Genomic DNA, 24,723 nt, shown 5'->3' on the forward strand with positions numbered 1-24,723 from the left:
CGTGCGTCTCAAAGAGATTTCGCCCGAGCACTACGCGCGCGACGTCCTGCCGCTGACCTTTCCGCTCTGGGCCGGACGGCGCGACTTCGAGCTCTACGTCGACCAAACGCTCGAGATCGCGCGCGGTGCGTATGGGCGTCGCCACTATCGCACGCTCGGACTCTACGATGGTAAGACGCTGCTCGCGTCGTTCAAGCGCTACGAGCGCGAGCTGCACGACGGCGACCGGCGCCTGCGCGCAATCGGCTTCGGTGCCGTCTATACGCCCGAACAGTTTCGCGGGCGTGGCTACGCCAGCGTGATGATGGCGGCCGAGCTGGACCGCGCGCGTGACGCGGGCTACGATCTAGCCTACCTTTTTTCGGATATTCGCCCGGAGTTCTACGCGACGTTCGGGTTCCGCGCGCTGCCGTCGCGCGAATGGACGCTGCGCGCGGACTTGCTGCCGGTTCGACGCATCCACCCGGCGCCGTTGCGCGGCGACGATTGGAGCGGCGTGCGCCGCGTCTTCGCGGCCTGCGAGGCCGGGCGGCCGGCGGGCTTCACGCGCGGTCAGAGCGCGTGGGGCTGGATTGGGATGCGGATGCGTCATGGCTCGGAGCTTGCCGCCGGCCAGGCGTTCAATCTCGTGCTGCGGCGGCCGCGGGGCGTGCGCGCCTACGTGCTTGGCGCGCGCGCACCCGAGAAAGACGCGTATATTCTGGAGGAATACGGTTTCGCCGACGAGGCCTCCGCCGCGCTGATCCCCTCCCTGCTGCGCGCGGCTGCGGGCGATCTGCAGAGGATTACCGGCTGGCTGCCGCCCGGCGACTTTCGCGACCTGCTGCCGAGCGGTGCCCCGCGCAAGCGAACGCGCTCGATCTTCATGATCGCGCCGCTTCGGCAAGAGGGCCGCGAGCTGCTCGAGCGCGCGCTGGCGCGCAGAGGCGCGGAGTTCTGCTGGGCAACCGATCACATCTGAGCACAACGGCGACCCTTAAGCGAGCAGCTTCTGAAGTTCGTTCCGCTCCAAGCGCCGAAGGACGCGGGGTTCTTTTCACGCGAACCTATGGCCGACCAACGTAATGGAGGCAAAGAGATGGACGAGGACATTTCACCCGATGTAATTCCCGAGTCGCAGCGCCCGAGCGACCCCGCCGAGGCGGTACGCCGCGAACGGGAAAAATACGGAGAGGGAAGCATCAACCCCAATCGAGACGACCAGTGGGACGAACACCACGGTCAACCGGAGGATATCGTGTAGTTTGCGCATCATCACGGCCACGCTTATCGCCCTGCTGATCGGCGCAGCCCCCACGGCGCAGAGCGCGGGCAACGCCGACGCCCAATACGAATCGCTCGCCAAAGCGTATTATGACGGTTCGTTCCGCCTGAGCCCGATCGACGCCACCGCCGTCGGCGTTCACGATTACGATGATCAGATCGGCGATTTCTCCGCCGCGGGCATCGGCACGCAGCTCGAGAACGATCGCACCTACCTCGGCAAGCTCGCAACGATCGACCGCGCCACGCTTTCGCCCAGCGTCGCCGTCGACGCGACGCTGCTCGAGTACACGCTGCGCGACGACCTTCTCCTCAACGAGACGCTCGCGCAGTGGCGACACAATCCCGATGTCTATACGCAATCCGCCAGCGCCGCCGTCTTTACGGTAATGAGCAAGGATTACGCGCCGCTGGAAAAACGCCTCGGGTTTGCCGTTGCGCGAGAACGGTTGATTCCGGCGATGCTCAAAGACGGCGAGAAGAACGTTACGACCGTCGACGCGATCACCCAGCAGATTGCCGCCGAAGACGCGCAGGGCTCCGTCGATTTCTTCAAGACCTCGGTGCCGCAGGCGTTCGCCGAAGTCCACGACGCGACTCTGCAGTCCGAGCTGAAACGGGCTAACGCCGCCGCCGCAACCGCGATGGCGGCCTACGCGCGCTGGATCAAGACGATCAAGCCCAGCGGCACCTTTGCGATCGGCGCCGACGCGTATCGCAAGCGCTTGCTCTATGAAGACGCCGTCTCGATGCCGCTCGATCGGTACCTCTCCGTCGGCCGGCACGCACTCGAACAGACCCGGGCGCAGTTCGTTGCGACGGCGCGCAAGATCAACCCGCACGCCACGCCGCTGCAGGTCTATCTCTCGATTACGAAGGTTCACCCGGCGCCCGGCGCGTTGCTTTCCACCGCGCAGAACGATCTCCTAAAACTTCGCGCCTTCATCGAGGCCAAGCAGATCGTCACGCTGCCGGCCAACGCAAACATCAAGGTAATCGAGACGCCGCCGTTCGAGCGCGCGACGACCAGCGCGGCTGAAGATTCGCCGGGACCGCTCGAGACCGTCGCCACGCAGGCCTACTATTACGTGACGCCGGTCGACCCAACGTGGTCGGCGAAACAGAAAGAAGAGTTTCTCGCGCAGTTCAACGACTTCGAGTTTCCGATCATCTCGGCCCACGAAGTCTATCCGGGCCATTTCACCAACTTCTCTATCGACCGCGGCCTCGACCTCAGCCTCACCCGCAAGCTCTCGGTGAGCTCGGAGTTTGCCGAAGGCTGGGCGCATTACAGCGAACAGATGATGGTCGACCGGGGTTGGGGCAACGGCGATCCTCGCGTGCGGCTCGCGCAGCTCGACGAAGCGCTCCTGCGGGAATGCCGCTACGTCGTGGGCGTCAAACTGCACACGGCTGCGATGAGCCTCACGCAGGCCGAGCAGCTCTTTACCGATCGCTGCTTCCAGACGCACCAGGTTGCCGTCGAAGAGTCCTTACGCGGTACGCAGGATCCGATGTACGGCTACTACACGCTCGGAAAACTCATGATCCTCAAGCTGCGAAGCGACTACAAAAAGAAGCTCGGCAGCGCCTATACGCTGGAGAAGTTCCACGACGAGCTGCTCTCGCGCGGAGATCCGCCGCTGCCGCTGCTGCGCCCCTTCATCTTGGGCGACAGCGACGACGGAAAGGCCCTTTAGGAGAAAGCGAATATTACCTGACGCCTGAGGCGCGGCGGAGCGTCTCCGACGGCGTTTCGCCGAACGCCGTGCGGTAAGCCGCCGTAAAATGCCCCATGTGCCAGAATCCCCACTCGGTCGCAACGTCGATGACGCGGCTGCGCGAACCCGCATCCAGAAGTGTTTCGCGAACCCGCATCAAGCGCAGCGCGCGCAAGAACGCCATCGGGCTCATTGAGGTTACTGCCGCAAAGGCGTTGATCAGCGAGCGCGGCCGCAGACCCGAAATGTTGCTCAGATCTTGCAGCGTCACCGCTTCGCCGCGCCGCGAGAACATATACGCCTGGCATTCGAGCACTGCTTTGATTCGGCGGCTGAGCGCGTGCGACGGCGTTAGCGCCTCCGCTTTACCACCGACAATGGCCTCCACGAGCGGAAAGAGCCGGCACTCCAAAGGCGTCCCGGTGGATCCCCGCGCCGCAACGTGCATCGAAAGCAGTTCGCGCAAAAACGAGCGTAGCCGCCGCACGTGCGTGGTTCCGCGCCAGAGCGTCGGATGTCCCGAGGCCTGTTCCAACCGCGCCAGCATCCCGGACGCCTGCGGATATCGTCGCCGCAGTTCCGGCAGATCGAGTGTTAGCGTGAAGAAGCGCGCCGGCGCGGCCGCATAGGTCGCCACGTAACCCTGCGTCATCACGAGATCGTTTGGCCGGACCTCCAGGCCGTTCCAGCAGATCTTTGCGCCTCCGGAGCCGGAAATGCCGAGCAGCACGTTTCCCAGCGGAACGGATACCTCGCCCCGGCAGGCACCGGCGTAGAGGCGGTGGGCAACGCGAATCGGGCCGCGTTCGAGCAGACGCCGCTCGACGAATGGACCGCTGGTCACTGATGCCACGCCTTCATGCGGATACCGCTAGAATAGGCGTTTCTTCTGAAGCGTTCCTGAAGCACCGAGAAGGGATTGTGAAGGCGAATAGGTGCAATAGTTTCTCAATCTCGTGTACTACAGTTACTCAGAGGAGGCTAAAAGAATGAAACGTCTCGTTATTTCGCTCGTCTGCGGCGTTGCCGTCGCCGCGACCTCCATCGCGACGGGCTTGGCAAGCCCGCCGAGCGTTACCGGAACCTGGCAGGTCCAACAAACCGGTCTTAACGGAAACTCGACCACAACCGTTACGCTGCAGCAGTCTGGGACCGGTATCGTCGGCAACAACGCCAAGAACGGAAACGGTTTTACCGGATCGTTCGTCAACGACTCGCAGATCAACGGCAAGTGGCATGGTCCGAGCGGAGCCGGCTGGCTGACGGTTTATGTTAGTCCCAACGGCCACAGCTTTAACGGAACCTGGGGCTACAACGGCCGCGCCGCCAACGGCTCGTTCGTCGGAAATAAGGTGCTGCCGCCGTCGCCCGTCACAGCCGCAGGTTCGTGGCACGTAAAGGGCGCGGGCGGTCCGGACGCGTTCATCGGAACGATGAAGTGCAGCCAATCGGGGCCCTCGGTGGTCTGCCATGCCGGCCCGATTCTGCTCAACGGCAAGTTCCGCACGAAGGACAAAGTAAGAGCGACCTGGACCGGACCGAACGGCTCCGGCTGGTTCTCGTTCTGGTTCAATGACGACAACAACAGCTTCAACGGCGTGTGGGGTAACGGCGCCGACACGGCGCCGGCTGTCGGCCGCGTCGTGGGGCAGCGCGCGCTCTAAAACGCGCTCGCCGATCTCAAAACGCGAAGGGTCTCCGCCAGAGAAGGCGGGGACCCTTCTTCATTTCGCTACGCGGTGTTAGCTGCCGGACTTCTTGCAGGTGATGGTGGCCGGCGTCGATTTACCGGTCGAATCGACTACGGTATTGGCGTCGGAGGTCTCCGTCTCGCTTACCTTGGTTATCACGTCGGTAACGGTGCTGCCGTCGAGTCCTTTCCCGGTCAGGGTCATCGCGTTGCCGTTCCAGCCCGGCGAGGATTGCGTGAAGTACCCGCCGGTGCTATCGATGCCGGTGACAACCCACTGCTTGATCGTGGGATCGTACGTCATATAGTTCGTGGCCGTGATCGTATACGTGCGATACTGGTCGAACGGAGGCGCCGTGTCTTGCGAGATCATCCAGGAGCCGTCGAGGCCGATCGTCGTCGTGTTGGTATCCGGACGCGATTTGCCGCGCAGCATCTGCGTGCAGTTCCAGGTTCCCGTTAGGAACATCATCGAAGAAAAATCGGTTTTTGCCGCAGGCACCGGGGTGAACGTGGGAGCCGGCTGCGCCGGCGCGACCGCCGGCACGAACACGAACGAAACGGCGAGCGCGACGGCGCCGAAAACTAGCGAGGCGGGGTGCTTCATTTCGACTGTGCCTTTCCAAGAGCTTCCCGCGCACCGCGGGGGTCCGGGAGATTTCAACGGCAGGCGGACGCTACCTTGAGACCTCAGGCCACTAAGCCGCAGGGCAGATCGATCGGAGGGGGTAGCCGGTGCGCGGCAAGATGGCGGATGGTCGCTCCCGCCGAAGGCTTCTCCCTCGGAAAGGGAGGGACTCAGATGAAGCAGGTTTTGGGATTCGCCGTCCTGGCGATGATGTTGAGCGCTCCGGCCGGCGCGCAGACGCCGATGGAGGCGATGCAGTACTACACGGGCTCCTGGTCGTGCACGGTCGGCAACGCGGGCGAGGCGCCGCAGAAAGCGATGGCGGTGTACACCTTGGAAAACGGCCTCATGACGGAGACGGTCAACGTGCCCCCTCAGGGCAAGTTGAAGTCGGCCTATCGCGCCAGCGCTGCGACGACCTACGATGCAAAGACGCACCGGTACGTCGAGACGTGGCTCGGCAATCAGGCGGATTGGTCGGTCAGCAGCATGGGAGCGATGTCGGGCAAGACCGAGCACTGGGCTGACACGCAAAACTCGACCGGCAAACTCGAGCACACGATCGTGACGCGCACGAGCCAAAACCAGTTCGATTTCGAGAGCTATCCAACACTGATGAGCACGAAGGCCAACTTCAAAGGATCGTGCACGCGCGCGTGATCGCGTAATTCAGAAAAGGCTCGTTTGAACGGCGTCGCCTGGCGTAAGCGAGGCGACGCGCGTTCCCAGCAGGCGCACCGGCGTCCCCTCGAGGGCGGCGCGGCGCAGGCAGTGAACCGCGGCCCGAAAGATCCGGCGTGCGTCGCGGGTAGGCTCCGCCAGATGCGTTTGACGCCCGACGATCGTGAAGTCGCCGTGCTTCACCTTAATGGCGACCGTGCGCGCGCTGCAATCGTCGAGGCGTAACTTCTCGGCGAGCTCCTTCGCCTGTTCGCGCAGCAGCTCGATCAAGCGGCTCTCGTCGCGGACGTCGTATTCGAAGGTCTCTTCGGTAGAGATTGACTTCGTTTCGCGCTCCGGCTCGACGCGGCGCGGGTCGATTCCACGCGCCAGATCGCGTACCTCGCGCCACCAGGAGCCAAATAGTTCGTGCAGGCGCGCGTCGTCGAGCGCCGCGATCTGCCCGATCGTTGCGATGCCGTAAACGCTCAGGCGGGCCTGCGTTTTCGGGCCGATTCCCCAGAGACGGCCAACCGGCATTGGTGCGAGAAACGCCGCTTCTTCTCCCGGCGCAACCGCGAGCAGGCCGTCGGGCTTGCACGAGTCCGAGGCGATCTTCGCAATCATCTTTGCCGTTCCAACCCCGGCGCTCACCGTGAGCCCGGTCGTTTCGCGGACGCGCCGGCGAATCGTTGCCGCAAACTCACGCGCTCCGTCGAGCGTCGTCACGCCGACGGCGACGAACGCCTCGTCCATCGAAAGTCCCTCGACCTCGCGCCCGGCTTCGCGAAAGATCTCGAAGACTTCGCGCGAGACCCCGCGATACTTTTGCATCTCCGGACGGACGACGACCAGATCCGGGCAGGCTATGCGCGCTCTATAGAGCGGCATCGCCGAGCGCACGCCGAACGGGCGCGCCTCGTACGACGCCGTCAGCACGACGGCGCGGCGGCTCGAACCGGCGATCGCGACGGGTTTTCCGCGCAGCGAAGGATCGTCGCGGATCGCAACGCTCGCGTAGAACGCATCGATATCGAAGTGCGCGATAAAGGAGCGTTGCGGCCCGTTCATGCGCTCTGGCTGCGCGCGCGCTCGCGGCGGCGCTGGGCCTTCGCTCGATTGCCGCAGGTGGCCATGCTGCACCAGGCGCGCGATCCGTTCTTCGTGTGATCGTAGTAGGCGAAGCGACAGCTTTGTTTTCGGCAGGCGCGCAGGCGCGACCACGTCTCGCGGACCTGCGCCTCGTAGACGACCGCCAAGAGCGAGGCGATCGGACCTTTATCTTCTTCGTGTGCGGGCAAGAGCTCGAGGCCGTGCTGAGGATCGACTGCCAGGCTCAAGCGCGTGCTGGCCATGAATGGGTTCAGCTCCCTCCAGGCGGCGGCGGCGTCCCCTTCCCCGTTGTTGGCAAAGAGCAGATCGCGCAGCGTTTCCCGGAAGGCGAGCAGCAGCTCGAGGTGGGCCTGGTTCGTGACCGGCGGCAGGCCGTAGCTCAGACACCAGCCGCGCGCTCCCTCGAGCGAGCCAAGCTCGTCGGGGCCATTGGGGAGCTCGACCGTGTTCACGAAACGCCTGATTAGGTCGAGCGTTCCGGGGGCGCGATCCGATGGGGGTTGGGCGGGCATCACCGGAGCATAATCACCGTCAAAACTTGTTGACAAGTTACTGTCACCACCATATAATGATTGAAGGTTACCATTTCGTCAAGAGGTTAAAAAAGAAATGTTCCGCGATCCCGTTCGCAACGCCCCGCTCGTTTCCGATGTCAGCGACATCGATCTGCGCCTGAAAGTAGGCCGGGCCGATTCGATGCTCTTCCTGGAATCGAACCTGCGCTTGCCCCACCTGCGAGTCTCCTAGCAGCTCGCTCGCTCTGCCTTCGTCCATGCGGCCGTTTGACGACTCGAACGGCCGCATGGTATAGTTCAGCGCGACGAACCAGGGTCGGTTCCCCGCCCGGCCCTAAGGAAGCGTCGGGTTGAGGCATTCGGCGCGATCTACTCAGCATCTCGCCCGACTTCGCAGCATAACGCGAGGTAAGGAATATAGTGGATCACCGCAACATGGGTCTGACGGCCTGTGAATTTGGATTGCCCCGCCTTGGACCGTCGATCGTCAGGCGCCGAGCCCTGGAAGAGTGGCTCGCCCGCTTCAGAAACGTCCCCATTCGCTTCTTGGTCGCACCACCAGGCTTCGGTAAGACGGTCGCGCTGCTCGGCTATCTGCGCCACTGCGCGAGCAATGCCGTCTACTGCGCGCTTCCGGCCGGCGCCGACGGCGGCGCGGTCTGGAGTTACGTGGGACACGCGCTCGGGAGCGAGCGCGAGTGCCGCTCGCACGTCGACGTCTTTCGCGCTCTCGCCCTGCGCGCGCCGCTGGAGATCGCGCTGGATTGCAAAGATGTACCCAGCGAAGACGGCGTCGCAGCGATCCTTATGCTGATGCAGCAGCTTCCCGACGAAGTTGGGCTGCTGATTGCCTGCCGCTCGCGCGTCGCCTTTCAAGTACGGCGCTTCGTCGACGAGGGCACGGCTGTGCTCTGCGATGCAGAGCGTCTGGCGTTCGACGCGGCGGAGATTCGCCACGTTGCCGAGACCTGCGGCGTGCCGTTCACGCACGCCGGAGTCGCGCGACTGCTCGACGTGACCGACGGCTGGCCGCAAGTCGTCAGCGGAGCCGTGCGCAAAGCCTCCGAGGATAACTGCAGTCTCGCGCAAGCCTTCGAAAACTGGCGCGCCCGCCACGGCCATCTGTTCAACGAGTTCGTCGCCTGGACGCGTACGAACGTGGCCGAACGCGAGGCCGATCTGCTGCTCAAAATCGTCAACGGCTCGCATCTCGAGCACTCCGAAGACCTCCAGCTGCTCGAGGAGCAGGGGCTCTTCGTCATCCACACGGCCGACGGTTTTCGGCCGCTGCGCGCCCTTTCGCAGAGCCGCCTGTACAGCCGCTACTCCGTTACCCGCGCCGCCAAGCCGCTGCAGGTCAGTCTGCTCGGCTGGTTTGAGGCAACCGTCGACGGGCGCCCGATCGAGTGGATCCGCCGCCGCGACCGGCAAGTCTTTAAATACCTCGCGCTCCAGCCCAACGGCCGGGCCGCGCGCGCGCAGGTCGCCGCCGTCTTTTGGCCGGACGCACCGAGCGACTTGGCCGGCAAGAGCTTGCGCACGGCCTGCTCCAACATTCGCAAAGCGATCGCCAAGATCGTCGGCTTCGATCAGCTAGACGCCTACTTCCGCGTCCGCGACGAGATCTCGCTCGATCTCGAAAACGTCATCGTCGACGTCAAGCGTTTTGCCGCTCACGCGGCCGACGGCGACGACCAGTACGCCCGCGGGCAACTGCGTTCCGCCGCCTCGCACTATCGCAACGCCATCGCGGTCCACCGCGGCGATCTGCTCATCGCCGACGTGCGCGAAGCGTGGGTCGCTCCGCTCGATGCGGAGCTAAAGCAGCGCTTTGCCGAGATCGGCCGCCGGCTCGCTGAAATCGGCGAAGCGAAAGCGTACGAGTTCGCCGCCGCTTAGGAAACCTCGGCAGAAGCTTCGATCCCCTTGAGCATGACGCGGATCGTTTGCATGTTGCGCAGGTCGTCGCTATCGTCGCCAGGCGTCTCGAGGATCGCCGTCTTCTCGCGAAGCTCCGGGTGGGCGAGCAGCGCGCGAAAACCCTCGAAGCCGATATTCCCTTCGCCGATGTGATAGTGGCGGTCGCGGCTCGCGCCCAGCGGCACTTGCGTATCGTTGAAATGGAACATCAGAAGCCGGTCGATGCCGATCTTGCTCTCGGCCTCCTCGATAAAACGGTCGACGCCCGCCTTCGAGTCGATCTCGTAGCCGGAGGCCCAAGCATGCGCCGTATCGAGGCAGACGCCGAGCTGCCGATGGCCGATCGTCTTCACGAACCCGCCGAGCTCGTCGAGCGTCCCGCCCGCGAGGCTGCCCGCGCCGGCGGAGTTCTCCAACACGAGATAGACGCCCGGCTCGATCGTCGCGAGCGCCGTTTCGAGCGCGCGGCAGATCGCCGAAAAGCCTTCCCGCCGATCGCGACTGCCGTACGATCCGAGATGCGTGTTGACGAAACGCATCCCGCCGCGCGCGGCAACTTCCAGATCGTGCTGCAGCAGCCGCAGGGAACCTTGCGAGATCTTCGGATCCGGGCTCGCGAGATTGATGAGGTACGGCGTGTGGATCGCGCACGGATCGAGGCCGTTCTCGCGGCGTAGCTGGGCGAACGCGTCGAGTGCCTCGACGTCGATCGTGCTCGTGCGATAGGTGCGCGGGTTCGACGAGAAGACTTGCATCGCGCTCGCGCCGAGCGCCTTCGCGTGCTCGACCGCCTTCACGTATCCCGTCGCGATGTGGACGTGCATGCCGACGCGCATTCTCAGTGCCCTTCGAGGGCCTTCGACAAGCTCAGGGCGATACGAGGTCGGGTGCGGAGCCGAGGTTGAACTCGAGCGGCTGCCCCGGCTCGAGCTCGAGCTCGGGCAGATCGTCGAGCGAACGCAACCCGAAAGACTCGAGAAAGAACGGCGTCGTCTTGTACTGCATCGGACGCCCAACGACGTCTTTACGGCCGGCCTCGGCGATGAACCCGCGATCGAGCAGCGTGCTTACGACGCTGTCGGAGTTGACCCCGCGAATCGCTTCGATCTCTCCGCGCGTCACCGGCTGAACGTGCGCGACGATCGCCAGCGCCTCCATTGCCGGCGTCGAGAGTGTCGACTTCGGCGGCAAGAGATAGGCTTCGACGACTTCGCGCGCCATCGGCGAGGTCGCGAAGCGGTATCCGCCGGCAACTTCGCGCACGACGATGCCGCGGTTGCCGTAATCGGCCTCGATCTGCTGCAGGGCAGCCGCGACCTCCGATCCTTCGGCGCCCAGGAGCTTGGCGAGCTGCGGGATCGAAAGCGCTTCGCTCGCAACGAAGAGCAGTGCCTCGATCTGCCGCTGCAGATCCGAGCTCGTCACGCGGCGGCCCTAGCGAAGAGGCGGATGTCGTCGAACGCGCCATCTTGTTCGAATAAGATTCGGCGGCGGCGGATCAGCTCGAGGATCGCGAGGAACGTCACGACGATCACGTCGCGCGTCATGCCCAGCTCCTCGCACAGCTGGGAAAAGCGCACCTCGCCCTGCTCCTTGATGCGTTTGACGATGTAGTCCATAGAGGCGATGAGCGAGATTCGTTCGCGCGCGATCGAACGCTTCTCGGGGCGCGCCTGCGAAAGCATCGCGAGAAAGGCCCGATTGAGCCGGTCGGGGTTGATGTCGTAGCGTTGCACGAGATCGCCGGCCGGGTCGCCCGGCTCGCGGTAATAGTGGGCGGCCGCTTCGTTCTGGTACTCGCGAAGCTGCTCGCCGAACTCGCGATACTTCGAGTAGGCGATCAGACGGCGCCGCAGGTGCTCTTCGACCTGTTCGGGCGTCTCGGCGGTCTCGTCGACGAACTCTTGCGGAATCGGCGGCAGCAGCGCCTTCGATTTCAAAAAGATCAACGTGGCGGCAATGACGAGATACTCCGCGGCGACCTCCAGGTCGCCCGCCTCCATCATTCGCACGAACGAAAGATACTGTTCGGCCATGCTGGCCAACGGCACGGTCGCAACGTCGAGCTGGTTTTCTTTGATCAGCGTCAGCAGCAGATCGAGCGGCCCGTCGAACTGCTCGAGGCGGACGGTAAAAGCCGGAGAGGACATTTCCTTCGACGGGCTCAGGTTGACAACGGCATGGTTAGGATGACAGGGAGCGGGCTTCTTCTTCGATCGCCGGCTCGCCGAAAGCGCCGGGGTTTTCGGCCAGATACTCGAGCGCAAGATCCACGAGGCGTTTTTCGTTGATGTATTTCAGGGTCTTGCGAGCCTGCGCGACGTCGAACCAGCGGGCGTCGTCCACCTCGTGATCGTGATTGGCCGGATCGCCTGTTCGGTAGCGCATCAAAAAGAACGTGACCGCCTTGCGGTGCTTGGCCTTGCCGACGTAAAACCAGTACGCGATCTCGGAGAGGCGCGTGATGATCTCGCCCCAGCAGCCCGTCTCTTCGCGCACTTCGCGCAGAGCCGCTTGTTCGGTCGTCTCACGAGCTTCGACATGACCTTTGGGCAACGTCCAAACGCGCGGCGGTGCGCCGCGCCCGATCAGTAGCGCGTCGTAGGTCGAATCGCGCCGGCGCAGCAGCAATCCGCCCGCCGACACCTCGTATTTGATCCGCATACGCTCCACTTTTGGACAGGGAAGGGGGCCGGTTCCAGCCCCCCTTGGTTACTCCATTATTAGGCTTCGCGCCCTAAAAGCGCCTGCGAGAAGGAACGCCCTTTTTACGGCAAACCCCCGACGCAAAGCGGCGGGCTCGTGTCGGGACCCGCCGCTCGCGCCGACGTCCAACGCGCTCACGCACCGTCGAACAGGAGTGGAGCTTACCACTGTCCTTGCGTGACCGCGTTGCCGACGAGCAGCGGCTGCATCCGGCCCGGATGAGCAGCCAGAACCTGATAGGCGACCAACTCGGCCATCGAGCGGAGTTCCGGCACGGCGGTGGCTTCAAAGCGCGAACCGCGCACCGGCGGCCCAACCAACCACAGGCCCGCAGTAGGGAGGTGGGTTGCGCCCAGAGCCGCGAGCCGCGAGCTCGCGTCGAGCCCGAGGCCGCCGGGCGAGGCGGAGATCAATCCCGCTTCGAGCATCCCGGCGATCAGGGGATCCTTAGCGAGCGCCGCCGCGCCGCCGAAGCCGGTGCAGTTGACGATCCAATCGGGTCTGAGTTCGGTCACGCCTCCGTTGCGCTGGGCGATCGTCACGACGCCATCGTGCATCCCGGCGACGCGCCCCGCGTGAGTCTCGAGCCGGCCGGAGCGGCGGTAGCGCTCGCGCACCGCGTCGACCTGCTGGGGCGCGCGATGCCGGTAGCGTTCCCAGTGGGCGCGCAGATGCTTCTCGAAGCGGCGCTGCTCCGTGGTTGGGACGCGTTTCCAGATCGCCTCGGCCTCGGGGCGAACCGCCTCAACGACCGCGCGCCAGTCGAATCCTCGCCGCGCCGCGTCCTTGATGTGGTGGCGAAAACTGCGCAGGAGCGCGCGCGCGTCGTGCGTTTCGAGCGCGGGTATCACATCGTAGGCAGCAACCTCGGCGTGGACTTCGGGATAGCGTCCGCGACGCGAGACGACGTCGACCTTGCCGCGATGTCCGCCGGCCTCGAGAGCGACGAGCACGTCGAGCGCCGTGAGTCCGGAACCGATGACGAGGACGTGGCCGCCAACGCGACGGTAGTCGAAGCGCCACGGATCGGAGACGAATCCGGGATGCAGTCGCATCTCGAGCGGAAAGAACGAGTCGAGCGGCTGCGGATTTCCGGTCGCGAGCACGACCGCCCGCGCGACGCAGCGCGTTCCGCCGTTCGTTTCTAGGGTAAACGTATCATCTTGCTCGCGCGTGACGCGCGCGACGCGCTCGGGAACCTGCGCGAATCCCGGGCGCTCGAAGGCGCGACGGGCGCACTCGCCGGCGTACTCACCGTAAAGCCGGCGTGAAACGAAGTCCTCGGGCTGCGCCCGCGGTCCGAGCCAGCGTACGAAGTGATCGGGACGCGCCGGGAACAGGCTCATCATCCGCGCGCGGGTGTTCAAGAGATGCTCGCCGTGCGCCGTTCCGTAGGCGGCGCCCCGGCCGGCCTCTCCCGGCTCAAAGAGCGCGAGCGAAAAGCCGGCCGGAGCGTGGTGGGCAAGATGGGCGGCGACGGCTGCACCGCAGAACCCGCCGCCGATTATAGCGACATCGGAAACTTCCGCTACGGATTGTCGGAGCACGGCATCCTTCTTAAAAGCTTTAGCTGTTAGCGACTACTCTAGCGAACGGGAACGAGCGGCCGCCGCTCGCTTAAGACATCGTCGTACGTCCCAATTACGGTTTGGCAGCGATCCGACAGTTCGTCGTAGACGGCATACTTGCGCAGCGGCGCCGCGTAGATATGCAGTGAGATCGCCGGCGCCCCCATGGTCGCTCCGACGCGATGGAGATCGAAGGGCCCGGATCGCAGGTCGAGATCGCCAGGCCCGAGCAGGCGCGACTCGCGGGCTTCGATGCGCGCGTAGCCCGGCCTCTCGCCGTCATCGAGCCGGACGAAATCGTCGACCCAGAGGCTTCCTTCGAGTACCGACATCCAACAGTGCTGTCCGCCGTGATCGTGGATCGCCGAGAAGGCCCCCGCCGCCCAGTTGAGCAGCACGACCTCGAAGCGGCCCTCTCGATGAACGCGGGTGCGCGTGTAGGCATTCGCCCGCGCCACGAGCGGCCGAGGCAGGGTCCAGGAATCCGAGGCCGCCGAAAGCAAGCGGGCCATCTCGCGAGGGCCGCGCTCGCGAGGCGCCCGCTCCTGCAGGTCGCCGATGAGCGGTCGAAGCGTGATCATCGCGCTGGCATTTTGATGACTACGGTTAACTTTCCTTCCGCTTTTTTAGGGCAACCTCAGGTCGCCGAGGGCGAAGAGATACGACTCTTCCGCCTGGCGCAGCGCGTAGACCGCCGTGAGGCGATCGGTCTCGGCCTGGGTAAGCCCGCTCTGCGCGTTGAGCAGCAGCGCCAGATTGGTGATGCCGGCTCGATATTGCACCTGGGCGTCGACGAGTACTTCCTGCGCGGTGCGCAGTTCCGACTCGGCTTGCACGAGCGCGTCGCGCGCGCCGGTCAGCGTGCCCAGCGCCTGGCGAACGTCGGACTCGATGCCAAGTTCGGTCTGCGACAGCGTCGCCTCTTGCAGGTCGACCCCGATCGATGCCGACTCGCTCTGCGCGTTGCGCACGCCTTGATCGTAAAACGGCAGCGTTATCGTTGCGCCGACGAAGTTGTTCGGCAGCGTGCCGAGGCCGCTCCCCGGAAGGTTCGCGACGCCGGCGTTCGCGACAACGCCGACCTGCGGCGAGTCGAGCGTTTTCGCGGCGCGCAACGTCTGGTTGGCCGCCACCAGAGCGCGTTGCGCGCTCTGGTAATCCGGTCGAACGCTCATCGCGTGCTCTACTGCAGCATCGTACGTCGCCGGCTCGTTGGGAATCTGCGACGTGCTCGTCTCGCCGGCCGAATCCTGGGCGGGTTCGACGTCTGCATTCGCGTGCAGGCCCATCGTGTTGTCGAACGCCGCGAGCGCCGCGACGTCCTGCCCGCGCGTCCGCGCGACCTGCACGAGCGCTTGCGCCGTCGGAATTTGCGCGGTAGCGAGATCGACCCGCGAGGCGACGCCGGCGTCGATCTGCGCGCGGATCAGATTCTCCTGCGCGCGGTCCTGCGCGACGATCCGCAGCGCGAGCTTTACCGCAGCGCGCGTTTCGAGTGCGTTGTAGTACGTCTGTGCGACGTTGAAGGCAATCTGCTGCGCCGAACGTGCGAGCGTTCCCGAGCCCGCCGACTGCGTGGCTTGCGCCGTGCGAATCTGCGCGAGCACGTGACCGCCGTCAAAAACGAGCTGCACGAGCCCGACGCCGGCGAGATCCTCACTCGGTGACTGCGCCGTTGGCGCGCTCGAGCCCGCCACCGCAGAGAGCGTGCCGGTCACGTTGGGTTGATACGGCGTGTTGCTCAGCGCGACGGCGGCGCCCGTCTGCCGATAGGTATCGGTCGCGATACGCAGTGCCGGCGAGCGCGCCGCAGCCACGGAAATAGCCTGTGCGAGCGTCACTTGTGCCGCGAACAGGAAGAACACCGAGAGAATCTCTCTGAGTCCTACATCGCCGCGGAGGCGACGGGCACGTCGACGAGCTGGCCGTCGAGCAATCCGACCGTGCGTTTCGCGTGGCGGGCAAAGCGTGCGTCGTGGGTGACCATCACGATCGTCGAGCCGCCGTCGTGCAGCTCGCGCAGCAGCTCCATCACGGCCTCACCGTTTTTCGTGTCGAGATTTCCAGTCGGCTCGTCGGCCAGAAGGATCGAAGGATCGACGGCGAGCGCGCGTGCGACCGCGACGCGCTGCTGCTCGCCGCCGGAGAGGTGCGCGGGGTAGTGCTTCGCCCGATGGCCGGCATGCACGCGCTCGAGCACTTCGGCAACGCGCAGCCGGCGCTCGCCGCGCGTCATGCCGCGGTAGACCAGCGGCAGCTCGACGTTCTCGGCGACACTGAGATCGCCGATCAAGTTGAAGCTCTGAAAGATGAAGCCGATCTCGCGGTTGCGGATGGCGGCGCGCTCGTCGGTGCCGAGCTGTTCGACGCTGCGGCCGTTGAGCCGGTAGTGCCCCGCCGTCGGCGTATCGAGCAGGCCGATGATCGAAAGGAGCGTCGACTTGCCGCATCCCGACGGACCTTCAATCGCGACGTACTCGCCGCGCTCGATCGTGAGGTTGATGTCGCGCAGGGCGCGCGTTTCGACCTCTTCGGTAAAATAGCTGCGGCCCAGATTCTCGAGTTCAACCAGCATCGCGACCCCTATCGTAAGTTCAGCGTCGTTTGATCAATGGAGTTCGACATATCCGAGACGATGACGGTATCGCCCGGTTCGAGCCCGGAGAGCACCTGGATTCGGTCCGAGGAGCCGCGTCCGAAGTGCACGCGGACCCGCACGGCCGATTTTCCGCCGTCGACGACCTTGAAAAGCTCGCTCATGCTGCCTTCGGTCGCACCGGCTGGGCGCGCGATCGAGACGGCGTTGCGGATCGAAGAGATGTAGATGATTCCGTCGACGTTCGTGTCGGCGCGCACGCCGCGGGACAGCGGCCGGGCAAAGGTGACGTCGGTGGCGACGGTGCCGTTCTCGGCCGCCGGTCCGACCCGCGCGACGCGGCCCTCGAAGACGCCGTTGCCGGTGTCGATGCTCGCCCGCATGCCGACGCCTACGGCGTGCACGTCGCCCTCCGCGACCTGCAGCACCGCCTTGAGCGAGCTCGTATCGGCGACGTGTGCGATCACCGCGTTTCCAGCGACGCTGCTTCCCGGGTCGACCTCGACGCTCTGCACGATGCCGCCCGTCGCGGAGCGAACGGTAAGCGCGGCCACTTGCGCTCGATCCGCATCGAGCTGCGCTTGGGCCTGCACGACGCGCGCCTGCGCCGCGGAGACCTTCGCCCGCGCGTCGGCCGAAGCGGCACCGAGCTGCGCGGTCTGTATGCGCACGTCGTTGCCGTCCTTGCGCGAGGCGATGATCGCTTGGCGATACTGCACGTCGGCGACGAGGCCGCGGCGGTGCAGCGTTGCGAGCGACTGCGCCTGCAGCGCGCTCTGCTCCATCTGCGCCTGCGCGCTATCGAGCACGCCCTGCTGCGTCAGTCGCTCGGTACGCGCCTGCTGCTGCGCGCTCTCGAGATCTGCCCTTGCCACCGCCAGCTGCGCCTGCGCGTCGCGTGCGGCCGCGTCGAGCGACGGATTCTCCATTTGCGCGACGACCGTACCGGGCACAACCGCGCTGCCCGGCTTGACGAAGAGCTGATCGATGAGGCCGCTCTGCGCGGCCGCCACGACGCGCACGCGATCGGGCGTGAAGGTTCCCTGCGCGCTGACCGAGCGCACGAGCGTGCCTCGGCGTACGACGTCGGTGACGAGCGTCGCGCGCTCGATGGTCGCGCCGGCGTGCGAGCCCGCGCCGCGCACCGCCCAGCCGACGACGATCAGCGCCGCGAGCCCCGCCGCAACCGCATAGGGCCACTTCGGCAAACGCCGCGAGCGCGCGCGAATGACGTCCACGTTGAACGAGCCGCTACGCGCCTATGGGAAGTAAGCGGCGCGAACGCGCCACCTCGACGAGGTGAGCCAACCGCACCGCTTCGGCTTGGGCGATCTTGCGTCCCCAGGGCGTCAAGCGATAGTAACGGCGCCGCATCGCGTCGTCGTCGTTGCGTTCGATTTCGACGATCCAGCCGTCGTTGGACATCTGCTTGAGCTGCCGGTAGAGCGTGCCGGGCCCGAGGCTGATCTGCCCGCCGGTCGTGGCCTCGACGGCCTTACCGATGCTGTAACCGTGGCGTTCGCCTTCGGCCAGCGCGAGCAGAATGTGAAAGGCGCTGGTCGCCAACGGTAAGAGCGGTGCGGGATCCTGACGGCGATTGAGCATTGTCGCTCCCTTATAACCATAGTGGATATATCGCAATCATGATATATCCGGTATCGCCCTATTGTCAACTACTGCACGTTGACATCTCGAACGAATGTGGATATAGTGGCTTTCAATCTATTTGCATTTTTGTGCGAGGTCGGCGTGTCCTCATCAAGCGATATCAACGATCTTCTTCCGTTGAGCCCGCGCGCGTTCTACGTGCTGCTCTCGCTGGCACGCGAAGAGACGCACGGCTACGCGATCGCAAAGACGGTCGCGAATCTCACCGGCGGGTCCGTCCGCTTGACCCCCGGCACGCTCTATCCGATCATCCGGCAGATGCTCGTCGACGCTTGGATCGTCGAACTTCCCGAGGACGGAGTCGACTCGCGGCGCAGGCGCTACCGGCTCTCGGCGCGCGGTAGGCGCATCGCCCGCGCGGAGGCGGCGCGTCTAGACGACCTCGTGCGCATGGCGCGCGATCTGGAGCTGCTCCCCGGGCGCGCGACGTGAAGGGCCTGGGCCTCGTCAAGCTCGCGCTATTGGCATATCCGGCCGACTTTCGCGCGGAGTTTCGCGATCAGATCCTCGCCGATCTCGCCGATCAAGACGCCGGCGCGGTGCAGGCGGCGCTCGATATCGTCGTGACGGGCCTGGCGATGCGTGCCGATACGCTCGCGCGCGACGTCATCTTCGGCGTCCGCCGCTTGCGCCGGCTTCCGCTCTTAGTTGCGGTCGTCGTCGCTTCGTTTGCGCTGGGCATCGGCGCGAACGTCGCAGTCTTCAGCGTGCTCGACGCCGTGCTGATCAAGCCGCTGCCGTACCCCAACGCGGCGCGCCTTGCAGTCGTCGAGGATCACGATCGGCGTGGCGTCGCCGGCAGCGCGCTCTCGATTCCCGACCTTTCCGATCTGCGCACGAACACGACGACGTTCGACGCAATCGCCGGCGAAGTGCAAGACTCGGCGGTTTTGACCGGTGCCCGCAAGCCGCGCCAAATTTTCGGCATGGACGTAAGCTGGAACTACTTTTCGGTGCTCGGATTGAAGCCGGAACTCGGGCGATTCTTCACCTCCGCCGATGGACGGGCCGGCGTGCGCCGGGCGATCGTCTCGGAGCGGCTCTGGCGCACGCAGCTGGGCGCCGATCCAAACGCGATCGGCAAGAGCATCGGTTTCGACGGCGTGCCGATCGAGATCGTCGGGGTCGCGCCGAACCTGCGCGTGCCGGCGCCCGATGCCGGGTCGCTCGACCGCGACGATTTCTGGACGCCGCTGCCCAACACCGTTCCCGCCAGTCAGCGCGGCGCGCGCTATCTGGGCGCGATCGCGCTGCTCGCACCGGGAGCGACGATGCAATCGGTTCGCGCCGACCTCACACTCGCCTCGGCGCGTCTGGCAAAACGCTACGCGCGCAACGACGCAGGGGTCGTTTTCGGTGCCGATTCGATGAGCTCGGCGTTTTTCGGCAACGTCGCCGCGGCGTTGTGGACGGTTTTCGCGGCCGTCATTGCAGTTCTGCTGATCGCCTGCGCCAACGTAGCGAACTTGCTGCTCGCCGACGCCTCGACGCGGGAGCGCGAGTTTGCGCTGCGCGCGTCGCTCGGCGCGTCGGCGGGCCGCCTGGGCGCGCAGCTCTTCGCAGAGACCGGCGTGCTCGCCGCAGCGGGCGGCGCGATCGGGATCGGGCTCGCCTACGGCGGCCTTGCGCTCTTGACGGCGACGGTCTTACGAGCGCTGCCGCGGATCGACTCCGTGCGGATCGACGCCGGCGTTCTGCTCTATGCCGTGGCGCTGGTCGCAACGGTCACGGTACTTTCGGGAATGTGGCCGGTCGCGGCGCTCGCGCAGAAGCGTTTATCGGGTACCCTCGAAGCCGCGGGCCGCAGCGGAGACCGCTCGGCGGGAGCGCTCTTGCGCTCGGCACTCGTCGTTGTGGAGCTCGCCGTTACGCTGGTGCTCGTCGTGCTCTCGGGCCTAACCGTGCGCAGCTTCTACGTGCTGACGCACCCGGATCTGGGCGTGCGAACCCAAGGAGTGCTGGTGAGCGAAGCGATTGGATTGCCGTCTACGCGATACCGCCGATTGCCGGCGCGCCTGCGCTTTGCCGATTCTCTGCTCGAAGGCGTCGGCACGATTCCCGGCGTCAAGGATGCCGCGCTCTCGGTTTCATATCCCCTCTCCGAAGTGGTCGTGACGTTCACGGTCGGCATCGTCGGCAAGACGTATCCGATCGATGACCAGCCCGACGCGCACCTCAACGCCGTTACGCCGGCGTACTTCCGCATTCTCGGTCTGCCGCTGCTGCGCGGGCGCACGTTCTCGAACGACGATAACGGCGCCTCGCAGCGCGTCGCGGTCGTCAACGAGGCGTTCGTCGGGAAGTATCTGCGCGATCGCGACCCGATCGGCACGCGTTTACGGATCTCCGGGTGGAACGGCTCTCCGCGATCGACCGCAACGATCGTCGGGGTCGTGGCCAACGAGCAACAGCGCCTGAGCCGTCCCGCGCCGCCGATGTACTACCTTCCGTTCGCGCAGGTCGGAGCGAACGTGCTCAATGTCGTCGTTTCGAGCGATACGCTGACGACTCAAGCGCTCAATCGGGCGTTGGATCGGGTGGTCGCGCAGGCAGATCCGCAGATCGTCACCCCGCGGGTCTACACGATTTCGGAACTGATCGGCGACGCGGCCTCGACGCCGCGTTCCTCGGTCGTTTTACTCGGCTCGCTCGCCGCGGTCGCGTTCTTGCTCGCACTCTCGGGCGTCTTCGGTGTCGTTTCGTTCAGCGTAACGCAGCGTTATCGAGAGTTCGGCGTTCGGCGCGCGCTCGGTGCGCGCGCACGCGACGTGCTCGGCGACGTTCTGCGCCGCGCGCTCTTCGTCAGCGCGCTCGGCATCGCGCTCGGAACGACGATTGCGATCGTCGCGGGGCGAGCGATCGCGCCCCAACTCGACGGCATTTCGCCCTTCGATCCGCTCACGTTCGCAACCGTGATCGCGCTCCTGCTCGGCTGTGCGGCCGCCGCCGCGCTGCTGCCGGCGCTGCGCGCGACGCGCGTCGATCCGGCGCTGGCGCTGCGCTACGAGTAGTTCATTCGTGCCGTAGAACGGCGACGGGATCGGTTCGCATCGCGCGCACCGCCGGGACCAGCGCCGCGCCGAATGCGGTTATCGCTAACGTGAGCGCAACCACCATGAATGTCGGCGGATCGAACGGGGAGACGTGGTAGAGTAAGGTTGAGATCGCAGCCGCGCTCGCTGCCGAGAGCAGGATCCCGAGCAGCGTCCCGGCGGCGAAAAGTACCGCAACCTGCACGAAGACGCTCGACGCAATCGTCCAGCCCTTCGCACCGAGCGCGCGGCGAATGCCGAACTCTCGGGCCCTCCGTCCAACGGTGTAGGTCACGACACCGTAGGTGCCAATACCGGCCAGCAGGAGTCCGACCAGCGCCATGAAGCCTAACATCTGGGCCGCAGTCGACGCACTCGAGCGACGATCTGCAATGTAGGTTGCATACGAAGCAACCCGCCGCGGAGGAAGCTCGCGATCGACGGAGCGGATCGCCTGCGAGATCTCCGTACCCGCCTGCGCATTGTCCGCACGAGTGCGTGCGACGATTTGGAACGTCGGCTGTGCGTCTTGGAAGAACGGAACGATCACTTGCGGTGCGGGGTCCGCAGTGAGGGCCTCCATCTTGAAGTCGTCGACGACACCGACGATCGTGCGCCCCCACGCCGGGTAAGCGCCGTAGGCAATCACGATGCGCCGGCCGATCGGATTTCCGCTGGGAAAGTTCTCGCGCACAAAGCCTTTGGTTACGATGGCAACGGGTGCCGTCCGTTCGTTATCGCCGTCGCCGATCAGGCGACCGTGCAGGAGGTGAAGGCGCAGCGACTGCAGGCCGCCGGCCGTCACCGCGTTGTACTCGACGCTCTGATTTTGCCTGCGATCGACGGGGCGCCCGGCGATGCGATAGCTTTCAGCGTTGTAGTTCTCGTCCGACAGCGGCGTCGACACCATCAGCCCGGGCGACTGCAGATCCGGTAGCGCCTGCAGCCGCGCCAGCAGCGTGTGCGCGAATGCCAACTGCGAGGCCGGCGTCGGATAGCGACGCAGCGGCAGAAGTACTTCGCTCGTGGCCACCACGCCGTCGTAGTCGAAACCGACGTCGATCGACGAAATGGCGATGAAGCTGCGCACGAGTAAGGCCGACCCGGTCACCAGCGTCAGCGCGAGAGCGAGTTCGAGCACCACCGCCACCGAGCGCGTGAGCTTTCCGCCCGAGCCTGAGAAACGCGGAGAGCCGAGCATGAGCGCCGGCAGCGTGCCGATGCCGATCGCGCACGCGCACGTCACCCCGAGGGTGAAGAGCACGACGAGCGGACTGACGTGCAGGCCGACGATTCGCGGGAGATTGAAGCCGAACGCCGGCACCACCCGCACGAGCAGCGCGCAGAGCAGGAGGCCGACGGCGCCGCCGGCCGCCGCAAGCACCGCGCTCTCGACGAAAAGCTGGCCGACCAGCCGCCGGCGCGAGGCGCCCACGGCAAAGCGAATCGAAAGCTCGCGCTCGCGGTCGGCGATTCGCCCGAGCAGGATGTTGGAGACGTTCAAGCACGCGATCAACACGATCCCGACGACGGCAGCCAGCGCAATCTCGAGCATCAGGCGCGCCGCGCCGAAGAGCTGCTCGCTCATCGGGATAACGTGCTGCGCGATATTGGCGTTGTCAATCGGATATCGCGCCCGTAATAATGCGGCGACTCGATCCATGTCGGCAGCGGCCGCTTGCGGCGAAACGCCGGCGCGCAGCCGCGCGACCGTGATTAGGTAGTGAGAGGCGCGCGGCGAGGCGTCATTGGCCAATGCACGATAGACGTCGAGGGGATATCCCCCAAGCGACGACGCCCGCGGCATGATGAAATCGCGCGGCAGCACGCCGACGATTCGATACGAGACATCGCTGAGCGACAGGGTCGCTCCGAGAACGGCCGGCGTCGCACCTAGCGCACTGCGCCAGTACGTTTCCGATATCACGATCGTTCGCGGTGCGCCGGGCCTCGCGTCCGACTCGTTCAAGAGACGTCCGAGGAGCGGGCGAACGCCGAGAGTTTGAAAGAAATCGCCGGTGACGACCTGTCCCGGAATCGCTTGCGGCATCGTGATGCCGGTGCGCGTCGGCGTCCAGCTCGCGTACGAACCGATCGAACTGAAGGAGCGCGCAAGCTTCGGCCAATCGAGCGTGTTCGGAAGACTTGTTTCGGAACCGTGGGCCCCGGGGTCGTCGTAGGGACGATCGAAGATAAAGACCAGCTGCGACGGCTTTTCGTACGGCAACGGCGCGAGCAGTACGGCAACGGCGCGAGCAGCACGGTATCGATCGCGCTGAAGACGGTTGCACCGATTCCAATCGCTAGCGCAAGCGTAGCGATAACGATCGCCGAGGAAAGCCACGACTTCGCCATCAAGCGCAGAGCAAAGGCGACGTCCCCGCCGACGATCGTTGCGTGCTCGCGCAGTGCCGTAACCACGATGTCGAAGTACCCGGCGAGTGCGAAGGTAATCGCTGCCGACATATTGCCCGCGTCGCGCAGACGCGCGAGCGCCTCGGCAAACGTCGCCGCCGCTTCGTCGCCGTAGCTGTTCCGAAACTCTTGCGGACAGAGCCGCAGCAGCACACGGTAAAACGCCACGCTCACGGCCATGCGGTTACGCCTCGCGGGCCAGCAGCTGGTTCTTTCGCACGAGCTTGACCATGCTTTCGAGCCGCGCGACTTCGGCGGCGAGCGCTTTTCGACCGCCCGGCGTCAGCCGATAGTAGCGCCGGCGCGGGTCGTCGCTCGGCGCGCCGCGCACTTCGGCGATCCACTTATCGCGGCAGAGCTGGCCGATCAGCCGGTAGAGCGTCCCAGGCAGCAATACGACTTCACCCACGGTAAAGTCTTGAATTTCTTTGATGATCGCGTAGCCGTGCCGGTCGCCTTGGGCCAATGCGACGAGAATATAAAATGTGGCGGCGCTCACTGCAAACTATTCTCCTTGCGACTATATTCCGCAAGATTATAGTAAGGCGCGGCGGCCGCGCCGTCAAGCCGTGCGCCGCTTTAGCTCGGAGGTCGCCACCTCAAATCGGGCTGACGGGCGGCTCGAGTTTCGTCGACGCGCCCGACGACGGTCGTGACCGGGGCGTCGAGCAGTGCCTGCGGATTCGTCTTGGCCTGCTCGACGATGTGGCGCAGGGCGTCGACGAACTCGTCGAGCGTCTCTTTCGACTCGGTCTCGGTCGGTTCGATCATCAGGCACTCCGGCACGATGAGCGGGAAATACATCGTCGGCGCCATGTAGCCGTAATCGAGCAGCGCCTTCGCGATGTCGAGCGCGCGCACGCCGTGATCTTTCTTGAGCTCCTGCGCGGAGGCGACGAACTCGTGCCGGCAGATCTCCGGATACGGCGTCTCAAGAAACTCCGCGATCTTCACCCGCAGGTAGTTCGCGTTGAGCACCGCGAGCTGTGAGACGCGCTTGAGCCCCTCTTCGCCGTTGGCGTAGAGATAGGCCAGGGCTCGAGCGACGTGCGCGAAGTTCGACCAAAAGCTGCGCAGCGGCCCGATCGATTTCGGCCGGTCGAAATCGAGGTGGAAGGTCAGCCGGTCGCTCGCGGCCGAGCCGCTCTCGCCGTTGGGGCGCGAGGTTGCAGTAACGACCGGCGTCGGCAGATAGTCGACCAGGTGCGCCGCGACCCCCAGCGGGCCG

26 protein-coding genes are annotated in these 24,723 nt (G+C 65.3%); 9 read left to right on the forward strand and 17 right to left on the reverse strand.

All coding sequences use genetic code 11. From position 1 onward, the window contains the following. Nucleotide 1: 1 nt before the first annotated feature. The 3 genes from VGG51_10715 to VGG51_10725 all read left to right on the forward strand — a co-directional run bounded on the left by VGG51_10715 (nucleotide 2) and on the right by VGG51_10725 (nucleotide 2,963). Nucleotides 2-961: a GNAT family N-acetyltransferase gene (locus tag VGG51_10715; protein ID HEY1883499.1), complete on the forward strand. Its 960-nt coding sequence runs from the start codon at nucleotides 2-4 to the stop codon at nucleotides 959-961. Nucleotides 962-1,048: 87 nt separating this feature from the next. Beyond that, nucleotides 1,049-1,243: a hypothetical protein gene (locus VGG51_10720; GenBank protein ID HEY1883500.1), complete on the forward strand. Its 195-nt coding sequence runs from the start codon at nucleotides 1,049-1,051 to the stop codon at nucleotides 1,241-1,243. Between the two features lies 1 nt (nucleotide 1,244). After that, complete coding sequence (locus tag VGG51_10725) at nucleotides 1,245-2,963, forward strand: DUF885 domain-containing protein (GenBank protein ID HEY1883501.1); 1,719 nt, start codon at nucleotides 1,245-1,247, stop codon at nucleotides 2,961-2,963. Nucleotides 2,964-2,976: 13 nt separating this feature from the next. Here VGG51_10725 and VGG51_10730 read toward each other — a convergent pair whose 3' ends face one another. Beyond that, the gene (locus VGG51_10730; GenBank protein HEY1883502.1) at nucleotides 2,977-3,828 is read right to left on the reverse strand and encodes a helix-turn-helix domain-containing protein; all 852 of its coding nucleotides are present in this window, start codon (nucleotides 3,826-3,828) and stop codon (nucleotides 2,977-2,979) included. A 145-nt stretch (nucleotides 3,829-3,973) separates the two neighbouring features. On the opposite strand from VGG51_10730, the gene VGG51_10735 reads away from it, so the two are divergent. Further along, complete coding sequence (locus VGG51_10735; GenBank protein HEY1883503.1) at nucleotides 3,974-4,648, forward strand: hypothetical protein; 675 nt, start codon at nucleotides 3,974-3,976, stop codon at nucleotides 4,646-4,648. Between the two features lie 78 nt (nucleotides 4,649-4,726). Here VGG51_10735 and VGG51_10740 read toward each other — a convergent pair whose 3' ends face one another. Then, the gene (locus VGG51_10740) at nucleotides 4,727-5,281 is read right to left on the reverse strand and encodes a hypothetical protein (protein HEY1883504.1); all 555 of its coding nucleotides are present in this window, start codon (nucleotides 5,279-5,281) and stop codon (nucleotides 4,727-4,729) included. Nucleotides 5,282-5,476: 195 nt separating this feature from the next. Between VGG51_10740 and VGG51_10745 the strand changes: the two genes are divergently transcribed. Further along, the gene (locus VGG51_10745) at nucleotides 5,477-5,962 is read left to right on the forward strand and encodes a hypothetical protein (protein ID HEY1883505.1); all 486 of its coding nucleotides are present in this window, start codon (nucleotides 5,477-5,479) and stop codon (nucleotides 5,960-5,962) included. A 9-nt stretch (nucleotides 5,963-5,971) separates the two neighbouring features. Here the strand turns inward: VGG51_10745 and dinB are convergent, their stop codons facing one another. Together dinB and VGG51_10755 are read right to left on the reverse strand one after the other, a co-directional pair. Then, nucleotides 5,972-7,033 carry a DNA polymerase IV gene (gene dinB, locus VGG51_10750; protein HEY1883506.1) on the reverse strand — a complete coding sequence of 354 codons (1,062 nt, stop codon included), beginning with the start codon at nucleotides 7,031-7,033 and terminating at the stop codon, nucleotides 5,972-5,974. Next, nucleotides 7,030-7,527: a CGNR zinc finger domain-containing protein gene (locus VGG51_10755; GenBank protein ID HEY1883507.1), complete on the reverse strand. Its 498-nt coding sequence runs from the start codon at nucleotides 7,525-7,527 to the stop codon at nucleotides 7,030-7,032. The genes dinB and VGG51_10755 overlap by 4 nt, the downstream gene beginning before the upstream one ends. Before the next feature lie 157 nt (nucleotides 7,528-7,684). Here VGG51_10755 and VGG51_10760 point away from each other — a divergent pair, with 157 nt between their 5' ends. Both VGG51_10760 and VGG51_10765 read left to right on the forward strand, forming a co-directional pair. Further along, nucleotides 7,685-7,822 (forward strand): hypothetical protein, encoded by a 138-nt coding sequence (locus VGG51_10760; GenBank protein HEY1883508.1) that lies wholly within the window; start codon nucleotides 7,685-7,687, stop codon nucleotides 7,820-7,822. 188 nt (nucleotides 7,823-8,010) lie between these two features. Further along, on the forward strand, nucleotides 8,011-9,489 hold the full coding sequence (locus VGG51_10765) for a BTAD domain-containing putative transcriptional regulator (GenBank protein ID HEY1883509.1): 1,479 nt from the start codon (nucleotides 8,011-8,013) through the stop codon (nucleotides 9,487-9,489). Here VGG51_10765 and VGG51_10770 read toward each other — a convergent pair. The 10 genes from VGG51_10770 to VGG51_10815 form a co-directional block, all read right to left on the reverse strand. Next, entirely contained in the window at nucleotides 9,486-10,346 is an 861-nt protein-coding gene (locus VGG51_10770) for a deoxyribonuclease IV (protein HEY1883510.1), read from the reverse strand. The genes VGG51_10765 and VGG51_10770 overlap by 4 nt on opposite strands. Nucleotides 10,347-10,377: 31 nt before the next feature. Next, nucleotides 10,378-10,935, reverse strand: coding sequence for an SMC-Scp complex subunit ScpB (gene scpB / locus VGG51_10775; protein HEY1883511.1), 558 nt, complete (start codon nucleotides 10,933-10,935; stop codon nucleotides 10,378-10,380). Beyond that, nucleotides 10,932-11,660: a segregation/condensation protein A gene (locus tag VGG51_10780; protein ID HEY1883512.1), complete on the reverse strand. Its 729-nt coding sequence runs from the start codon at nucleotides 11,658-11,660 to the stop codon at nucleotides 10,932-10,934. The genes scpB and VGG51_10780 overlap by 4 nt, the downstream gene beginning before the upstream one ends. A 34-nt stretch (nucleotides 11,661-11,694) precedes the next feature. Continuing rightward, nucleotides 11,695-12,174 carry an NUDIX hydrolase gene (locus VGG51_10785; GenBank protein HEY1883513.1) on the reverse strand — a complete coding sequence of 160 codons (480 nt, stop codon included), beginning with the start codon at nucleotides 12,172-12,174 and terminating at the stop codon, nucleotides 11,695-11,697. A gap of 203 nt (nucleotides 12,175-12,377) precedes the next feature. Beyond that, on the reverse strand, nucleotides 12,378-13,763 hold the full coding sequence (locus VGG51_10790; protein ID HEY1883514.1) for an FAD/NAD(P)-binding protein: 1,386 nt from the start codon (nucleotides 13,761-13,763) through the stop codon (nucleotides 12,378-12,380). Between the two features lie 38 nt (nucleotides 13,764-13,801). Continuing rightward, nucleotides 13,802-14,365: a cysteine dioxygenase family protein gene (locus VGG51_10795; protein ID HEY1883515.1), complete on the reverse strand. Its 564-nt coding sequence runs from the start codon at nucleotides 14,363-14,365 to the stop codon at nucleotides 13,802-13,804. Nucleotides 14,366-14,410: 45 nt separating this feature from the next. Then, nucleotides 14,411-15,649 (reverse strand): TolC family protein, encoded by a 1,239-nt coding sequence (locus tag VGG51_10800; protein HEY1883516.1) that lies wholly within the window; start codon nucleotides 15,647-15,649, stop codon nucleotides 14,411-14,413. A 20-nt stretch (nucleotides 15,650-15,669) separates the two neighbouring features. Further along, the gene (locus tag VGG51_10805) at nucleotides 15,670-16,359 is read right to left on the reverse strand and encodes an ABC transporter ATP-binding protein (protein HEY1883517.1); all 690 of its coding nucleotides are present in this window, start codon (nucleotides 16,357-16,359) and stop codon (nucleotides 15,670-15,672) included. An 8-nt stretch (nucleotides 16,360-16,367) separates the two neighbouring features. Then, complete coding sequence (locus tag VGG51_10810) at nucleotides 16,368-17,618, reverse strand: efflux RND transporter periplasmic adaptor subunit (protein HEY1883518.1); 1,251 nt, start codon at nucleotides 17,616-17,618, stop codon at nucleotides 16,368-16,370. A 13-nt stretch (nucleotides 17,619-17,631) separates the two neighbouring features. Continuing rightward, the gene (locus VGG51_10815; protein HEY1883519.1) at nucleotides 17,632-17,985 is read right to left on the reverse strand and encodes a PadR family transcriptional regulator; all 354 of its coding nucleotides are present in this window, start codon (nucleotides 17,983-17,985) and stop codon (nucleotides 17,632-17,634) included. 144 nt (nucleotides 17,986-18,129) lie between these two features. Between VGG51_10815 and VGG51_10820 the strand changes: the two genes are divergently transcribed. Both VGG51_10820 and VGG51_10825 read left to right on the forward strand, forming a co-directional pair. Then, nucleotides 18,130-18,480, forward strand: coding sequence for a PadR family transcriptional regulator (locus tag VGG51_10820; protein HEY1883520.1), 351 nt, complete (start codon nucleotides 18,130-18,132; stop codon nucleotides 18,478-18,480). After that, on the forward strand, nucleotides 18,477-21,059 hold the full coding sequence (locus VGG51_10825) for an ADOP family duplicated permease (GenBank protein ID HEY1883521.1): 2,583 nt from the start codon (nucleotides 18,477-18,479) through the stop codon (nucleotides 21,057-21,059). The genes VGG51_10820 and VGG51_10825 overlap by 4 nt, the downstream gene beginning before the upstream one ends. A 1-nt stretch (nucleotide 21,060) precedes the next feature. Here VGG51_10825 and VGG51_10830 read toward each other — a convergent pair whose 3' ends face one another. The 3 genes from VGG51_10830 to VGG51_10840 all read right to left on the reverse strand — a co-directional run. Further along, nucleotides 21,061-23,424 carry an ADOP family duplicated permease gene (locus tag VGG51_10830; GenBank protein HEY1883522.1) on the reverse strand — a complete coding sequence of 788 codons (2,364 nt, stop codon included), beginning with the start codon at nucleotides 23,422-23,424 and terminating at the stop codon, nucleotides 21,061-21,063. 255 nt (nucleotides 23,425-23,679) lie between these two features. Beyond that, a complete protein-coding gene (locus VGG51_10835) occupies nucleotides 23,680-23,994 on the reverse strand; it encodes a PadR family transcriptional regulator (protein HEY1883523.1) in 315 nt (104 codons plus the stop codon). An 80-nt stretch (nucleotides 23,995-24,074) separates the two neighbouring features. Continuing rightward, the coding region (locus VGG51_10840) for a hypothetical protein (GenBank protein HEY1883524.1) at nucleotides 24,075-24,723 on the reverse strand (649 nt) is incomplete at its 5' end.

It is taken from the genome of Candidatus Cybelea sp., from assembly GCA_036489315.1.
In the GTDB taxonomy this organism is placed as follows: domain Bacteria; phylum Vulcanimicrobiota; class Vulcanimicrobiia; order Vulcanimicrobiales; family Vulcanimicrobiaceae; genus Cybelea.

Coding starts and splice junctions, on each gene's coding strand:
- VGG51_10720 (HEY1883500.1), top strand. CDS start 1,049: ATGGCCGACCAACGTAATGGAGGCAAAGAGATGGACGAGGACATTTCA.
- VGG51_10770 (HEY1883510.1), bottom strand. CDS start 10,346: ATGCGCGTCGGCATGCACGTCCACATCGCGACGGGATACGTGAAGGCG.
- VGG51_10740 (HEY1883504.1), bottom strand. CDS start 5,281: ATGAAGCACCCCGCCTCGCTAGTTTTCGGCGCCGTCGCGCTCGCCGTT.
- VGG51_10745 (HEY1883505.1), top strand. CDS start 5,477: ATGAAGCAGGTTTTGGGATTCGCCGTCCTGGCGATGATGTTGAGCGCT.
- VGG51_10805 (HEY1883517.1), bottom strand. CDS start 16,359: ATGCTGGTTGAACTCGAGAATCTGGGCCGCAGCTATTTTACCGAAGAG.
- VGG51_10735 (HEY1883503.1), top strand. CDS start 3,974: ATGAAACGTCTCGTTATTTCGCTCGTCTGCGGCGTTGCCGTCGCCGCG.
- VGG51_10760 (HEY1883508.1), top strand. CDS start 7,685: ATGTTCCGCGATCCCGTTCGCAACGCCCCGCTCGTTTCCGATGTCAGC.
- VGG51_10815 (HEY1883519.1), bottom strand. CDS start 17,985: ATGCTCAATCGCCGTCAGGATCCCGCACCGCTCTTACCGTTGGCGACC.
- VGG51_10780 (HEY1883512.1), bottom strand. CDS start 11,660: ATGTCCTCTCCGGCTTTTACCGTCCGCCTCGAGCAGTTCGACGGGCCG.
- VGG51_10795 (HEY1883515.1), bottom strand. CDS start 14,365: ATGATCACGCTTCGACCGCTCATCGGCGACCTGCAGGAGCGGGCGCCT.
- dinB (HEY1883506.1), bottom strand. CDS start 7,033: ATGAACGGGCCGCAACGCTCCTTTATCGCGCACTTCGATATCGATGCG.
- VGG51_10785 (HEY1883513.1), bottom strand. CDS start 12,174: ATGCGGATCAAATACGAGGTGTCGGCGGGCGGATTGCTGCTGCGCCGG.